This window comes from Streptosporangium sp. NPDC000563 (assembly GCF_040299985.1).
GTDB lineage: Bacteria > Actinomycetota > Actinomycetes > Streptosporangiales > Streptosporangiaceae > Streptosporangium.
This window is the reverse complement of the sequence record NZ_JBEPDA010000009.1, coordinates 23,820-38,412: the sequence shown is the minus strand read 5'-3', so window position 1 is coordinate 38,412 and position 14,593 is coordinate 23,820. Positions and strand designations below refer to the sequence as shown.

Sequence of the window (14,593 nt, the reverse complement as noted above, 5' to 3'; positions counted from 1 at the left end):
AGAACGTTACCGCCTGGGCTGCGGTGATTCCTCATTCGCCGGCTTTCCCTCCGCACCGGCCCCCGGCCCGCCGGAACCGCTGCTCGGCCCCCCGGGACCACCGGGACCCTCGGGACCGCCGGGGCCCTCGGGACCACCGGAGCCCTCGGGACCGCCGGGACCGTGAGGTTCCCCGGGATCGGGGTGTGGCGGGGCAGGTGGCAGGGCGGGCCGGGAACCACCCCCGAGGAGCTCCGGCAGCGCGCGGTAGATCACCGCGGCCACCGGCACCGCCACGGCGGCCCCGGCGATGCCCGCCAGGATGCCGCCCACCGCGAGCACCAGAATGATCGCCAGCGGGTGGAAGTGCAGCACCCTGCCGACGATCAGCGGCTGGAGCACGTGGTTCTCCAGCTGCTGCTCCACGACCAGGATGCCGAGGAAGATCAGAGCGTAGATCGGGCCCTTGGCACCGAGGGTGACCAGGGTGGCCACCGCACCGGCGAAGAAGATTCCGACGATGGGGATGAAGCTGGCCAGGAAGATCAGCACCGCGAGCGGCGCCCAGAGCGGCACGCCCATCCCCGCGAGCACGATGCCCATGACCACACCGTGCACGGCGGCCACCGCGACCGTACCCTGCACGTAGTGCGAGAGCGTCACCCAGGCGGCCCGGCCGGCCCTGTCGACACGGGGCGCGACGTCACCGAAGCCCTTCAGGAACCACGACCAGATCTGGTCGCCGTCCTTGAGCAGGAAGAACGTCACGAACAGCAGCAGCACGATGGAGGCGAGCACCTCCAGTGCCACCGTGGCGCCGGTGAGGACCGTCTGGGTGATCTGGTTGCGCTGGGTGGTGATCTGCCGCCCGATCTCGTCGACCCAGCTGGAGATCTGGGTCGGCTGCAGGTGCAGGGGGCCGGTGTAGAGCCAGTTCTCGACGCTCTTGACCGTCACGCGCAACTGGTCGAGAAGACCGGGGAACTCGTCGTTGGCACGCACCCCGATGATCCATCCGGTGCCGCCGAGCACGGCGAGCGCGATGATCATCGTGAGCCAGGTGGCGTAGATGGGCCGCATGCCCATCGCGCCGAACCTCCGGGTGAGCGGGAACAGCAGCGCGGTCAGCAGGAGCGCGACGGCCACCGGCAGCGCCACGATGCGCAGCGTCGCGATGAACTGCGCGAAGTAGAGGACCGCCCAGCCGATGATGATCAGGCAGAGGCTCCACATCGCGATGCGCAGCAGCGTACGAGGCACCAGGTTGGTGAGGCGTTCCCGGTCGGAAATCACATGTTCAAGACTGTCACGCCGGGAGGATGAATGCGCGGGGGTTATCGCAGGAACACGAAACGCGATGGTTCGTCCGTGCGCCGAGTGCCGGCGCCCGTCCCGCGCCGACCCGGCGGGCGTGCGGGTGCCCATCCCGCCGGGGTGGGCACCCGCCTTGCCTGGTCGGTGACACACCCCGGCGGGATCGGCCTCCGCCCGCGACCGGGAGCCGACGCCCCTGGTCACGGGCCGATGCCCACCGATCCCGAGCCGACGCCCCCCGGTCACCACTCACCGGATGAGCGCTCACCGGCAGGGGTCAGCGCTCATCCGGCGGGCGCGAGATCACCCTGTCTTCGAGGTAGCAGCTGCAGTTGCCACATCCTGGCGGCATGCCTGTCCTCCTCTCACCTGTCCTGCCTCGACCGTACGGCAGGACGCCCCGACGGGAAGGACAGATTCGCGTGCGCGCCCGGAGCGCGGATCCCGCCCGGGACCCCCGGCCGGGCGAGGAGCCGGACCTCACCGGGAGGCGTACCTCCGCACCTCGGGCCCACTGTCAGGTGAGAGCGACCTCCACGAGCAGATCCCCCTCGCCCTCGTGGAGCACGAACTCGTCGATGACGCCCGCGCCGCACAGGTCGTCCTGCGCCTGGCGCACGAGGGCGGCCCGCGCACCGGTGACGGTCAGCCGGGAGACCTCCGCGCGCATGGAGAGGCGCGCGTCGGACTTGGCCTTGCGGACCCGGCCGAGGACCGCGGCCACCACGGGCAGCAACTCGGGGTCGCCTCCTCGCTCACCCGCCTCGGGCCAGGCGGCCCGGTGCACCGAACCCTCACGCCACCAGGACCAGACCTCCTCGGTGACGAAGGGCAGGAAGGGGGCGAACAACCGGAGCATGACGTCGAGCGCCTCGCGCAGCGCTGCGTGCGCCGAACGCGCCGCTGTGTTTCCGGCGTTCCCGGCGTTCCCGGCGTTTCCTTCGCCTCCGGTCCCGGTGTTCGCGTCGTCGTAGGCCCTCGCCTTGACCAGCTCCAGGTAGTCGTCGCAGAACTCCCAGAAGAACCGCTCGGTCCGCTCCAGCGCGCGGGTGTAGTCGTAGCCCTCGAACGCCTCGGTGGCCTCGTGGACCACCTCCGACAGCCGGGCCAGCATCGACAGGTCGATCGGCTCGGTGACCTCCCCGCCCTCCTCGCCCAGGCCGAGGACGAACCTGGAGGCGTTCAGGATCTTGATGGCCAGGCGGCGGCCGACCTTGATCTGACCGGTGTCGAACGCCGTGTCGGTGCCGGGGCGGCCGTTCGCCGCCCAGTAGCGGACCGCGTCGGAGCCGTACTGCTCCAGCAGGCCCAGCGGGGTGACCACGTTGCCCCGGGACTTGGACATCTTCTTGCGGTCGGGATCGAGGATCCACCCGGAGATCGCGACATCGCTCCAGGGCAGGGTGCCCTGCTCCAGGTGCGCGCGGACCACGGTGGAGAACAGCCAGGTCCGGATGATCTCGTGGGCCTGCGGGCGCAGGTTCATCGGGAAGACCCGCTCGAACAGGTCCTGGTCGCGCTCCCAGCCCCCGGCGATCTGCGGCGTCAGCGAGGAGGTGGCCCAGGTGTCCATCACGTCCTGGTCTCCGATGAAACCACTTGCCTTGCCGCGCTGGTCCTCGGTGTAGCCGGGCGGAACGTCGCTGGACGGGTCGATCGGCAGCGCGGACTCCGGCGGCATGATCGGCGCGGAGCGGTCGGGCTCGCCCTCGTCGTCCAGCGGGTACCAGACCGGGATGGGCACGCCGAAGAACCTCTGCCGGGAGATCAGCCAGTCGCCCGCCAGGCCCTGCACCCAGCTGTCGTAGCGGACCCGCATGTGCGGCGGGTGCCAGGAGAGCTCCGCGCCGCGCGCCAGGAGCGCGTCGCGCAGGGCGAGGTCGCGCCCTCCGTTGCGGATGTACCACTGGCGGGTGGTGACGATCTCCAGCGGCCGGTCGCCCTTCTCGTAGAACTTCACCGCGCGCCTGGTGGGCCGCGGCTCGCCCTCCATGTCACCCGAGGCGCGCAGCAGCTCCACGATCCGCTCACGGGCGCCGTGCACGGTCCTGCCCGCCAGCTCCGCGTACGGCTCCTCCGGCACGCCCTCGGGCGCGTCCGGCAGCAGCCTGCCGTCCCAGCCGATGACGGCGCGGGTGGGCAGGTCGAGCTCGCGCCACCAGACGACGTCGGTCACGTCGCCGAAGGTGCAGATCATCGCGATGCCCGAACCCTTGTCCGGCTCGGCCAGGTGGTGGGCGAGCACCGGCACCTCGACGCCGAACAGCGGTGTCCTGACCGTGGTGCCGAACAGGGGCCGGTAACGCTCGTCGTCCGGGTGGGCGACGAGCGCGACGCACGCGGGAAGCAGCTCGGGGCGGGTCGTCTCGATCCAGACCCGATCGCCGAACCCCCTGGCCCGCTGCTCCTCCGACAGGCCGAAGCCCAGCCGGTGGAAGGCACCGGGCCACTCCCGGTCCTCCAGCTCGGCCTGGGCGACGGCGGTGCGGAAGGTGACGTCCCACAGCGTGGGCGCCTGCGCCACGTACGCCTCCCCCCTGGCGAGGTTGCGCAGGAAGGCGCGCTGGGAGGCGGCCCGCGCGGCCTCGCCGATGGTGGCGTACGTCAGCGACCAGTCCACCGAGAGGCCCAGGCGGCGCCAGAGCTCCTCGAAGACCTTCTCGTCCTCGACGGTGAGCCGCTCGCACAGCTCGATGAAGTTTCCGCGGGAGATCGGGATCTGCCGTTTGGGATCAGGTCTGGCCGGGGGCTCGAACGAGGGGTCGTAGGCGATGGAGGGGTCGCAGCGCACGCCGAAGTGGTTCTGCACCCGGCGCTCGGTGGGCAGGCCGTTGTCGTCCCAGCCCATGGGGTAGAAGACCTCGCGCCCGCGCATGCGCTGGAAGCGGGCGACGGTGTCGGTGTGGGTGTAGGAGAAGACGTGGCCGACGTGGAGGGAACCGGAGACGGTCGGCGGCGGGGTGTCGATCGAGTAGATCTCCTCGCGCGTGCGCGACCTGTCGAAACGGTAGGTCCCCCCGGTCTCCCAACGGCCCGACCATACGACTTCCAGGCCGTCGAGAGTCGGTTTCTCGGGCATGGTCGCAGGGCGCGGACGCTGATGTGTCATGCCTCCCTATGGTATGGCTTCACGCGATACGACGCTCGGGGAGACTAGTGTTCTTGGGGCGAGCCACGAAACGGGAGGACCCTATGGCCGACAAGAACGAGAAGCAGGACATGGCGTGGAGGGCGATCGGCGGCCTCCTGGGCCTCGCCACCGCGTGGGGGGCGAAGAAGGTCATCGGGTTCGCCTGGGAGAAGACCACCGGTAAGAAGCCTCCCGTCGACAACGAGTCCCTGGAGATCAGCCTCGGCGAGGCGATCGGCTACGCCGTGGTGATGGGGGTCGGCATGCAGGTGACGCAGATCGTGGTCGCCCGCACCGCCAAGAAGCGCTACAACGCCTGGAAGGCCATGAAGGACGCGGCCAAGGACGTCACCACCTGACGGCGAGACCGTGCCCCGCCGGTGACCCCGGCCGGGGTCACCGGCGTTGCCCCGGTGTTTCAGGACCCGTCGTCCCCGGCCGCCGTCAAGGACCCGCCGCGCCGCTCGCCCTGCCCGAGGGCGGCGAGGTCGCCGTCAGGAGGACTCCGGGACTTCGGAAGGTTCCGGTGAGTCCTGGGAGCCGGATGACTCCAGTGAGGTGAGAAACTCCTTGGCCCAGCGGTCCACGTCGTAGGTGGCCACCCTGCGGCGCAGCGACCGCATCCTGCGCGACAGATCGTGCGGGGTGGCCCGCATCGCGGTCAGCATCGTCCGCTTGAGACCGTCGATGTCGTAGGGGTTGACCATGAACGCCTGGCGCAGCTCGTCGGCCGCCCCGGCGAACTCGCTGAGCACCAGCGCGCCGCGCAGGTCGTTGCGGCAGGCGATGTACTCCTTGGCGACCAGGTTCATCCCGTCGCGCAGCGGCGTCACCATCATCACGTCCGCCGCGAGATAGAGCGCGGCGAGCTCGTCCCTGCCGTACGACTGGTGCATGTACTGCACGGGTTGCTGGCCGAGTTCTCCCTGCTCACCGTTGATCCGGCCGACCTGGAGTTCGATCGAGTCGCGCAGCCGCACGTACTCCTCGACCCGTTCCCTGCTCGGCGTGGCGATCTGTACGAACGCCGCCTCACCCGGCTTGATCGCCCCCTCGGAGAGCAGCTCGCCGAACGCCTTCAGGCGCTGGCCGATGCCCTTGGTGTAGTCGAGCCTGTCGACGCCGAGCAGCAGGCACTCTGGGTCACCCAGCTCCGCGCGGATCTCCCGCGCCCTGGAGATGATGTGCGGCTCCCTGACCAGGGAGTCGAGCTCGCCGAAGTCGACGGAGATGGGGAACGCCCCGGCGCGCACCACCCGGTCCCCCACGTAGATCTCGTGCTTGTGGTGCTGGAGGCCGAGCAGGCGGCGGCAGAGCCGGATGAAGTTGGACGCGCCGCCGGGGCGCTGGAACCCCACCATGTCCGCGCCGAGCAGCCCTTCGACGATCTCGCGCCGCCACGGCATCTGGGAGAACAGCTCGACCGGCGGGAAGGGGATGTGCAGGAAGAAGCCGATGCGCAGGTCCGGGCGGAGCTTGCGCAGCATGGCCGGGACCAGCTGGAGCTGGTAGTCCTGGATCCACACGACGGCGTTCTCCGCGGCCTCCTGCGCGGCGGCCTCGGCGAAGCGCTCGTTGACGGTGCGGTAGGCGTCCCAGGTGACCCGGGAGTAGACGGGCGTGGCGACCACGTCGTGGTAGAGCGGCCAGAGGGTGGCGTTGGAGAAGCCCTCGTAGTAGAGCTCGACCTCGGACCTGGACAGCGGGACGGGGACGAGCTGCATCCCGTCGTGCTCGAAGGGTTCGAGGGTCTCGTCGGGAGCGCCGTGCCAGCCGACCCAGGCCCCCTCCCTGCGCTGCAGGACGGGGGCGATCGCGGTGACGAGGCCGCCGGGGCTACGCCTCCACATGTCCTCCCCGACGCGGTCGACGGGCAGGCGGTTGGCGACGATCACGAATGCGCTGCGGCCCAGCACAAATTCCTCCAGGTAGTCGGGGGCTTACCGAACTAACTACCCGTTTGCGAGGTTTCTATGGCTTACCTGGTGGAAGGGCTCGGTGAACCCTCAGATCGGCCCGTACGACCTCGCCGAGCTTCTTCGTGGCGGCGCGGTTGAGGAATCCTCCGGCCACGGCGCCCGTGAGGAACGGGCCGAAGGTGGTGAGGTGGCGTCCGAGGGTGCGCATCAGCCTGTTGCGCAGGGCCGTCTTGGCCGCGGTGCCCAGGGCGACGGTCATCGTCCCCGGTGCCATGGGGTCGACGCCGCGCTGCTTGGACCAGGCCATCGCGAAGGCCATGGCGCGCTGGGAGCCGGTGCCCGGCACCTGGATCCCGTACACCTCGTGGAGTTCGGCGATGAGCTTGACCTCGATCGCGGCCACGACAAGGGTCTCGGCGACGAGCTGGGCGGGGGCGGAGAGCAGGAGAGGGGGAGCTGCGAACTCGGCGGCGGCGACGGCCCCGCCGATCGCCCCGACCGTCATGGTTCCCTTGGTCGCGGTGCGTACCAGGTCGTCGGCGAGCGCCTCGGAGGTGAGGCCGCGGTGATGCTCGGAAAGGGTCTGCAGGTCGCGGATGGGGATGCGGGGCGCCACGGCCATGAACACGTCGGTCAGCCAGCGACCCCGGTTCTCTCCCGACGCCTTGGCCCTCTTCGCCCCTCGCGCCAGTGATCTCGTGAGGCGGCCGAGCAACTTTCGCCGCTCGGCCGCGTCCATGTCGCCCGGCTCGGCGAGCCTGCCGACGAGCTCGGCCACCTCTTGGTCGGATCGGCCGGGGCCGTCGGCCGCGGCCGCTCCGTGATCGGGGCGGCTTTCCGGGGTCGTCCTGCGATCGGGACCGCCTTCCGGGGTCGCCTCCCGCCCGGCCTCGTCGCGGGGGGCCGCTTTGTGATCAGGCGCGCCGTCCGACTCCTCGGCCGTGGAGTCGTCCGGCGCGGCACCGCTCTGCCTGTTCTCTGACGTCATGTCTCGGAACCTCCTCAAGGCTGTCCTGGGGCCCTACCCGTACTTGGAAGAGCACACCTCGGACAGGCCATCGGAATCATCTCAAGCCGCGCATTCCCGGCATATCTGCTGGCCGTTCTTCTCAACGGCGAGTTGACTGCGGTGGTGCACCAGGAAGCAGCGCGCGCAGGTGAACTCGTCGGCCTGACGAGGAATCACCCGGAGCGAGAGTTCCTCGTTCGACAGGTCCGCGCCCGGCAGTTCGAGCGACTCGGCGAGATCGGTCTCGTCGATGTCGATACTGCCCGAGGACTTGTCGGTACGGCGGGCCTGCAGTTCCTGAAGACTGTCCTCACTGAGGTCGTCGTCGGTCTTGCGTGGGCTGTCGTAATCGGTAGCCATCGGTCTGATCCATCCCCCTCATCTATCTGTCTGCGCTGACTCGCGCGTGTGTAACGCTTGGGAGGCACGACTTGTGCCCGATCCGCCAGAGAGATTCCTGCTTCGGTACCCCGCCGGAATGGTCACTGAACCTCCCTACACGTGAGGGACGTACTGCCAATGGCCACGGTTAGCCAAATATGGCGTAAACCACAGCATCGGCGGCATGCACCACCGTGTTCGACGGCACATCCAACCACATGTGCGGCGTGAACGAGACGCCCCCCGCCGGATCAACGTGGCTGAAGTCGCACGGTGACCACGAGACCCCCTCCGTCCCTGGGTACGGCGGTCACGTTGCCCCCGTGGGCGCGCACGACCGCGCGCACGATGGAGAGCCCCAGACCCGCCCCCTTGTCGGAGTCGACCCGGTCGGCATTGAGCCGCCTGAACGGCTCGAAAAGGCTGTTCACCTCGTACGCGGGCACATGCGACCCCGTGTTGGCCACCTGAACAACCAACGCCCCCTCCACCATTCCCGTCCTCACCCACAGGCGTCCGGAATCAGGGAGATTGTGCTTTATCGCGTTCTCCACCAGGTTGGCCACGCACCGCTCGAGCAGCACCGGATCCCCGACGGTCTCGGCGCCCCGAAGGTCGGGGATCACCGTGACCCCGGCCTTGTCGGCCCGCGCGGCGAGCTGGTCGACGACGGTCTCGGCCACGTCCTTCATGTCCACCGGCTTGCGCACGCTCAGCTCGCGCTCGCTGCGGGCGAGCAGCAGCAGGCCCTCGATCAGGCGCTCGTTGCGGGCGTTCACCTCCAGGAGCGTGCGGCCCAGCGCCTTCAGGTCACCCGAGGCCTCCGGATCGCCCAGAGCGATCTCCAGGACCGTCCGGTTGATCGTCAGGGGGGTGCGCAGCTCGTGCGAGGCGTTGGCCACGAATCTTCGTTGTGTGTCGAAGGCCACATTCAGCCTGGTGAGCATCGCGTCGAAGGTGTCGGCCAGCTCCTTCAGCTCGTCGTCGGGACCCTTGAGGTCGATCCGCTCGTGGGCGAGCGTGGAGCCCGACAGCTTGCGTGCCGTGGCGGTCATCTGCTGGATGGGCTTGAGCGCCCGGTCGGCGACGATGTAGCCGATGATGACGGCGAGGATGCCGACCCCCAGCAGGGCGAGCAGCGAGCGGGCCAGCAGCTCCCGCTGCGCCCCGGTGATCGCGACGTGCTGCTGCCAGTACCACTGCCGCTTGATCTCTGTCGCCAACTGCGGCCCCACAAGCCCGTCCAGGTCGGACGGGAAGGGCGGCCACGCCCCGTAGAGCGCCCAGCCCACCAGGAGGTAGATCACGGCCAGCAGCAGGGCGCCGGCCGTGAAGAACAGCACGGCGTAGGTGATGGTGAGCCGCCACCGGATGCTGATCCGGTCGATGATCGACCTCAGCCGCTCCAGCGGGGTCCTCTCCATCGGGGCGGCGCCCGCCGGGGGCGGCCCGTCCCAGGCCGGCGGGCCGGTCGGCGGCGGGGGCTGCTCGTCCTGCCTCCGCTCTCCGGCGGGCCCGGACTCCAGCCGCTCGTTCTTCCAGGCGCCCCGCTCGGAGTGAGGACTGATCATCGGATGGGTCGGCACCGTGTCGCGGTTCTCTCCCACCGGGACGAACGTCGGGCGTTCCTCTCCCCCACCTGCCGGAGCGTTCACAGCTTGTACCCGACCCCTGGCACCGTCTCGATCACCTGGGGCTCGCCCAGTTTCTTCCTCAGCGTCATCATGGTGACGCGCACGACGTTGGTGAACGGGTCGATGTTCTCGTCCCACGCCTTGTCCAGCAGGTCCTCCTGGCTGACGACCGCGCCCTCGGCGCGCATCAGCTCCTCCAGGACCGCGAACTCCTTCTTGGTGAGCGCGACCTCCGCGCCGTCCCTGGTCACCAGCCGCTTACCCGGATCCAGACGCACCCCGGAGCGCTCGAGCACCGGCGGCAGCGCCGGGGCGGAACGACGGCCGAGCGCCCGCACCCGCGCCACCAGCTCGACGAACACGAAGGGCTTGGCCAGATAGTCGTCGGCCCCCAGCCCCAGCCCCTCCACCTTGTCGTCGACGTCGCCGGAGGCGGTCAGCATGAGGATCCTGGAGGCGGTGCGCGAGGCCACCAGGCGACGGCAGACCTCGTCGCCGTGGACCTTGGGCAGATCCCTGTCCAGGACGATCACGTCGTAGTCGATGTAACCCGTCCGCTCCAGCGCCCCCGCACCGTCGTAGGCCACGTCCACGGCCATCGCCTCGCGCCGGAGCCCGGTCGCGATCGCGTCGGCGAGCACCCGCTCATCCTCGACCACAAGCACTCGCATGGCCTATGGCACCTCCCGTCACATTCCCAGAGCAGCCGCTGGGACGGCCTCCCCATTCTCCCCTCACCACCCGTAAGCACACGGTAAGCCCTTCACAGGAGGGGGCACTCCATGTGATGTCGGAAACACGCAGGTTTAGCGCCTGGTTCACCCTGGGTACAGCCGGTTCCAGTCTCCATAACGGTATCCTCCGTTCCCCATGAGCCCGTGAGAAAGAAGGTGAAGATGGGCGAGTTCACCGCCACAATCGAACACCGCCTCGACCAGGCATACAAGAACTTGCAGGAGGCCAGGTCCTCCGGCGACGACTACCTCGCCGACACCTTCACCGCCGAGATCGAGGATCTCCGCCGTCTGGCCACAGATAACGGCGTCCCCGTCCAGCGCTGATGGGAAGGAGCCCTCCGGCCGACCGCCGGGGGGCTCTTTCACGTCCTCACCCGGTCCACCTCATCCGAGGGGACCGGCCCTCGTGAAGGTCAGGCGTCGCGTTCCGGGTCGAGCGGGAGCAGCAGGTCGTGCAGCTCCTCGAACAGGCCGGGGGCCGCGCACAGCAGGAGACCGGGATTGGCCGGCCTGCCCTCAAGCCCGCCGACCCTCGCCCCGGCCTCCGCGGCGATGAGGCCGCCGGCCCCGTAGTCCCAGTACTGAGGACCGCGCTCGTAGTAGCCGTCCACCCGCCCCGCCGCCACCGAACACAGGTCGGAGGCCGCCGAGCCGCCCCTGCGGATGTCGCGCACGCGCGGCAGCACGTGGCGGAGCACCTCGGCCTGCACCTCGCGCCGCCCGCTCTCGTAGCCGAACCCGGTGGCGATCAGCGCCCGATCGAGCGGCACCCCGGTGTTGCAGCTCAGCCGCTCTCCGGCCAGCCAGGCTCCCCCGCCCTTGACGGCGGTGAACACCTCGCCGCGGGGCACGACGTTCACCGCTCCCGCGATCACCTCGCCGTCCGCCTCGACCGCGATGCTGACCGCCCACTCGGGCACCCCGTACAGGAAGTTGACCGTCCCGTCGATCGGGTCGACGATCCAGCGGATCCTGCCCTCGCCGGTCGCGCCGCCCTCCTCGCCGAGGATCGCGTCGTCGGGCCTGACGGCCTTGATCCTGTCGCGGATGAGCTCCTCCGAGGCCCGGTCGAGGGCGGTCACCACGTCGGTGGGGCTGGACTTGGTGACCAGCACCTCGGGCCGGGCCGGTCGCTTGGCCAGCAGCATCTCACCGGCCTCTCTGGCGATCTCCTCCGTCAGCCGCCCGAAGGTCACGGCGCTGTCCACGATCCCCTCACCACTCCTCGCTCATTCGGGCGGGTCCTCCTTGACGGGACCCGCCCTCCCACATGCCCGGCCGGACGTACGGCAGTCCTCGCCCACCCCGCCGAAGTACGGGTCCATCCTCGTCGTTCTCGGCACGGTGGACGGCACCGCCCACCGTGCCGTGTTCACGACGGGCTCACGACAGCGACTCCGGGCGCTTCCACTCGCGCCCGAGGACATGCTGGTCGAGAAAGGCCAGAACCGTTTCATACCAGACGACCGCATTGCCCGGTTTGAGCACCCAGTGGTTCTCGTCGGGGAAGTACAGGAACTTCGACTCCACCTCCGAGCGCTGCAGGTCCCACCACAGGCGCAGCGCCTCCCCGATGGGGACCCGGTAGTCCTTGTCGCCGTGGATGACCAGCATCGGGGTGGAGATGTTCTCCAGTGACCGGTGCGGGGAGAGCTTCGCGTACAGGCCGGTGCCCGGGGAGCCGAACTCCCGCTGCCAGTACATGGACGCGTCGGTGGTCCCCGCGAACTGGTCGAGGTTCCACAGCGAGGCGTGGGTGACGATCGCCCCGAACCTGCCGGTGTGCCCGGCGACCCAGTTGGCCATGTAGCCGCCGAACGAGCCGCCCATCGCCGCGGTCCTGGTGGGATCGAGCTCGGGGAGTTCCAGGGCGGCGTCGGTGATCGCCATCAGGTCGGCGTGGGTGCGCGGCCCCCAGTCGGCCCAGCCGCGCCGGATCATGTCCGGCCCGTAGCCGGTGGACAGGCACGGATCGGGCAGCAGCACGGCGTACCCGTGCTGGGCCATGATCCACGGGTTCCAGCGCCAGGACCAGTCGTTCCAGCTGCCCAGCGGGCCGCCGTGGATCCACAGCAGGAGCGGTGCGGGGTTCTTCGCGGAGGCCTCCTCGGGCACCACCAGCCAGGCCCTGATCTCCGCGCCGTCGTCGGCGGTCGCGGTGACCTCGGTGAGCGTGCCCGGCAGCTCCAGGTCGGGGACGGGAGAGGTCAGCTTCTCCACGGTCCCGTCCCGCGCCACCCTGACCGGGGCCGCGGGCGCGTCCACGGCCCCGCGCAGCGCGTAGACGGCGCCGTCGGGCGCGACGTTGAGCGAGCTGTAGGCGGCGTTGTCGAGGGTGAGCCGCTCCGGCGCGCTCCCGTCGGCCGGGACGCGGAAGATCGGACGGCGGCCGTGGTCGTCGGCGACCACGAACAGCGAGCGGGAGTCGGGCGCCCAGACCATGTCGGACGGCCAGAGCCCGCCGCCCGCAGGGTGGCCCTCCCCGGTGGCCAGGTCGACGATCCACAGGGTGCTCTCGGGGATCCGCTCGGTGTCGGCGTGGTTGTTCCGTACGCACGCGACCAGACGCCCGTCCGGAGAGATCCTCACCGGCCCGTCGAAGTCGTGGTCGTCGGCGGCGGCCAGGACCCGCCGGGCGCCGCCGTCGACGGTGTCGATGGCGACCAGTTCGAAGCGGAGCTCGCCCTGCGGCATGGACACGCCCCAGGTCGTCACGACCGTGGAGCCGTCCGGCGCCACGTCGCAGGCGCTGTGGCTCGACAGTGCCTTGCCCGGCTGCGGGGTGAGGTCCCTCACCTCGGTCAGCCGCTCGCCGTCGCCCAGGGTGCCGGCGAACAGCCGAGGCTCTCCGGGGCCGAGGTCGTGATCCCAGTAGCGCACCGGGTAGCTCTCGTGCAGGATCGCGCTGATTCCCGCGTCCTTACGTGTCTTGCGCCGCTCGGCCTCGCCCGCCTCGTCACCGGGGAGCACGTCGGAGCAGAAGACCACGGTCCCACCGCCGATCGCGAACCCGGCGACGCCTCCTGGCCTGGAGGCGATCTGGCGGGACTCTCCTCCCGTCGCGGGCAGCAGCCAGAGGGCGGGAACCTCCTCGTCCGCCTCCTTCACGGTCGGGTCGGGACGGCGCGAGGCGAAGAGCAGGTCGCCCTCCGGCGTGAACTCGGCCCCGGTCTCGCCCTTGACGGATCTGGTCAGCCGGTACGGTCGGCGGCCGTCGAGAGGAATCTCCCACAGGGAGGTTCCGTAGGATCTTCCGTCGGGATTAAGCGCCTGCACCACGCTGACCAGGCGCGCTCCATCGGGGGATAGCCGCAGGGATGTCACCCGCGGCACGCCGACATAATCGCGGATGTCGTTAAATGGGGTCACGGTTTCGAACTTACCTCGGGGATCGTCTCCGAACACGCCTCCGAACACGCATCCACAAACCTTGTTGATAACGAAGTCCTCAAGGTGACCATGCAAGAGGACACCCCGGCATGCGGTTTGATAAATGCCATGGGGAATTACGACGCGCTTCTCGTCGTCTCGTTCGGGGGGCCGGAGAAACCAGATGACGTCATGCCGTTCCTGGAGAACGTGGTCAGGGGCCGGGGGATCCCGCGCGAGCGGCTGCTGGAGGTCGAGGCGCACTACCAGCGCTTCGGCGGCGCCAGCCCGATCAACCGGCAGTGCCGTGACCTGATCGCGGCCGTGGAGCCGACGATCGACCTCCCGGTCTACTGGGGCAACCGCAACTGGCATCCCTACCTGGAGGACACGCTTCGCCAGATGGCCTCGGACGGGGTGCGCAGGGCCGCGGCCTTCGTCACCGCCGCCTACAGCTCGTACTCGGCCTGCCGTCAGTACATCGACGACATCGCGCTCGCCAGGGCCGCGGTCGAGGGTGCCCCGGAGGTCGTCAAACTCCGGCACTACTTCGACCATCCCGGGTTCGTCGCGGCGATGGCCGACCACACCCGTGAGGCCCTGGACCGGCTGCCCGCCGAGCTCAGGGATCGCGCGCGGCTGGTCTTCACCGCCCACAGCATCCCGACCTCGATGGCCGCGACGGCCGGTCCCGGCGGCGGCGCGTACGAGGCGCAGCTGCGCCGGGCCGCGGAGCTGGTCACCGCCGAGGTGGGCGGCGGCAGGCAGTGGGACCTGGTCTGGCAGAGCCGGAGCGGCGCCCCGCACATCCCGTGGCTGGAACCCGACGTCTGCGACCATCTGCTCGCGGTCGACGCCCCCGCGGTCGTGCTGGTGCCGATCGGCTTCGTCTCCGACCACATGGAGGTCGTCTACGACCTCGACGTGGAGGCCGCCGAGACCGCGAAGAAGATCGGCCTGCCGCTGGTCAGGGCCACCACGGCCGGGACCCACCCGCGCTTCGTCTCGATGGTCGGAGAGCTGCTCGCCGAGCCGGAGCCCGTGGCGTGCGCGGCCACCTGCTGCCCGGCCCCGCCACGCCGCCGCGGGTAGCCACGAGGGCGCGGGCCGATCACGGAACG

The 14,593-nt window shown here is 70.0% G+C and carries 12 protein-coding genes; 3 read left to right on the top strand and 9 right to left on the bottom strand.

Annotated elements, in window-relative coordinates:
* Window positions 1–6 precede the first annotated feature (6 nt).
* Both ABT352_RS21485 and valS read right to left on the bottom strand, forming a co-directional pair.
* On the bottom strand, window positions 7–1,272 hold the full coding sequence (locus tag ABT352_RS21485; RefSeq protein ID WP_350946648.1) for an AI-2E family transporter: 1,266 nt from the start codon (window positions 1,270–1,272) through the stop codon (window positions 7–9).
* A gap of 538 nt (window positions 1,273–1,810) precedes the next feature.
* On the bottom strand, window positions 1,811–4,402 hold the full coding sequence (gene valS / locus ABT352_RS21480; protein WP_350946647.1) for a valine--tRNA ligase: 2,592 nt from the start codon (window positions 4,400–4,402) through the stop codon (window positions 1,811–1,813).
* Between the two features lie 83 nt (window positions 4,403–4,485).
* Here valS and ABT352_RS21475 point away from each other — a divergent pair, with 83 nt between their 5' ends.
* Window positions 4,486–4,782 carry a DUF4235 domain-containing protein gene (locus ABT352_RS21475; RefSeq protein ID WP_350946646.1) on the top strand — a complete coding sequence of 99 codons (297 nt, stop codon included), beginning with the start codon at window positions 4,486–4,488 and terminating at the stop codon, window positions 4,780–4,782.
* 135 nt (window positions 4,783–4,917) lie between these two features.
* On the opposite strand, the gene ABT352_RS21470 is transcribed toward ABT352_RS21475, so the two are convergent.
* From ABT352_RS21470 to ABT352_RS21450, 5 genes are all read right to left on the bottom strand, one after another.
* Window positions 4,918–6,339: an alpha,alpha-trehalose-phosphate synthase (UDP-forming) gene (locus tag ABT352_RS21470; RefSeq protein WP_350946645.1), complete on the bottom strand. Its 1,422-nt coding sequence runs from the start codon at window positions 6,337–6,339 to the stop codon at window positions 4,918–4,920.
* A gap of 55 nt (window positions 6,340–6,394) precedes the next feature.
* Complete coding sequence (locus ABT352_RS21465) at window positions 6,395–7,330, bottom strand: hypothetical protein (protein ID WP_350946644.1); 936 nt, start codon at window positions 7,328–7,330, stop codon at window positions 6,395–6,397.
* A gap of 81 nt (window positions 7,331–7,411) precedes the next feature.
* Complete coding sequence (locus ABT352_RS21460; protein ID WP_030914836.1) at window positions 7,412–7,711, bottom strand: DUF4193 domain-containing protein; 300 nt, start codon at window positions 7,709–7,711, stop codon at window positions 7,412–7,414.
* A gap of 272 nt (window positions 7,712–7,983) precedes the next feature.
* Entirely contained in the window at window positions 7,984–9,387 is a 1,404-nt protein-coding gene (locus ABT352_RS21455; protein ID WP_350946643.1) for a sensor histidine kinase, read from the bottom strand.
* Window positions 9,384–10,037 (bottom strand): response regulator transcription factor, encoded by a 654-nt coding sequence (locus ABT352_RS21450; protein WP_350946642.1) that lies wholly within the window; start codon window positions 10,035–10,037, stop codon window positions 9,384–9,386. Before ABT352_RS21450 ends, ABT352_RS21455 begins: the two co-directional genes overlap by 4 nt.
* A gap of 207 nt (window positions 10,038–10,244) precedes the next feature.
* Here ABT352_RS21450 and ABT352_RS21445 point away from each other — a divergent pair, with 207 nt between their 5' ends.
* Entirely contained in the window at window positions 10,245–10,427 is a 183-nt protein-coding gene (locus tag ABT352_RS21445; RefSeq protein ID WP_350946858.1) for a hypothetical protein, read from the top strand.
* An 89-nt stretch (window positions 10,428–10,516) separates the two neighbouring features.
* Here ABT352_RS21445 and ABT352_RS21440 read toward each other — a convergent pair whose 3' ends face one another.
* Together ABT352_RS21440 and ABT352_RS21435 are read right to left on the bottom strand one after the other, a co-directional pair.
* The gene (locus ABT352_RS21440; RefSeq protein WP_350946641.1) at window positions 10,517–11,311 is read right to left on the bottom strand and encodes an inositol monophosphatase family protein; all 795 of its coding nucleotides are present in this window, start codon (window positions 11,309–11,311) and stop codon (window positions 10,517–10,519) included.
* Window positions 11,312–11,486: 175 nt separating this feature from the next.
* Entirely contained in the window at window positions 11,487–13,472 is a 1,986-nt protein-coding gene (locus tag ABT352_RS21435; protein WP_350946640.1) for a S9 family peptidase, read from the bottom strand.
* 129 nt (window positions 13,473–13,601) lie between these two features.
* On the opposite strand from ABT352_RS21435, the gene ABT352_RS21430 reads away from it, so the two are divergent.
* A complete protein-coding gene (locus tag ABT352_RS21430) occupies window positions 13,602–14,564 on the top strand; it encodes a ferrochelatase (protein ID WP_350946639.1) in 963 nt (320 codons plus the stop codon).
* Window positions 14,565–14,593: the final 29 nt, after the last annotated feature.

Coding starts and splice junctions, on each gene's coding strand:
- ABT352_RS21430 (WP_350946639.1), top strand. CDS start 13,602: ATGGGGAATTACGACGCGCTTCTCGTCGTCTCGTTCGGGGGGCCGGAG.
- ABT352_RS21475 (WP_350946646.1), top strand. CDS start 4,486: ATGGCCGACAAGAACGAGAAGCAGGACATGGCGTGGAGGGCGATCGGC.
- ABT352_RS21460 (WP_030914836.1), bottom strand. CDS start 7,711: ATGGCTACCGATTACGACAGCCCACGCAAGACCGACGACGACCTCAGT.
- valS (WP_350946647.1), bottom strand. CDS start 4,402: ATGACACATCAGCGTCCGCGCCCTGCGACCATGCCCGAGAAACCGACT.
- ABT352_RS21450 (WP_350946642.1), bottom strand. CDS start 10,037: ATGCGAGTGCTTGTGGTCGAGGATGAGCGGGTGCTCGCCGACGCGATC.
- ABT352_RS21465 (WP_350946644.1), bottom strand. CDS start 7,330: ATGACGTCAGAGAACAGGCAGAGCGGTGCCGCGCCGGACGACTCCACG.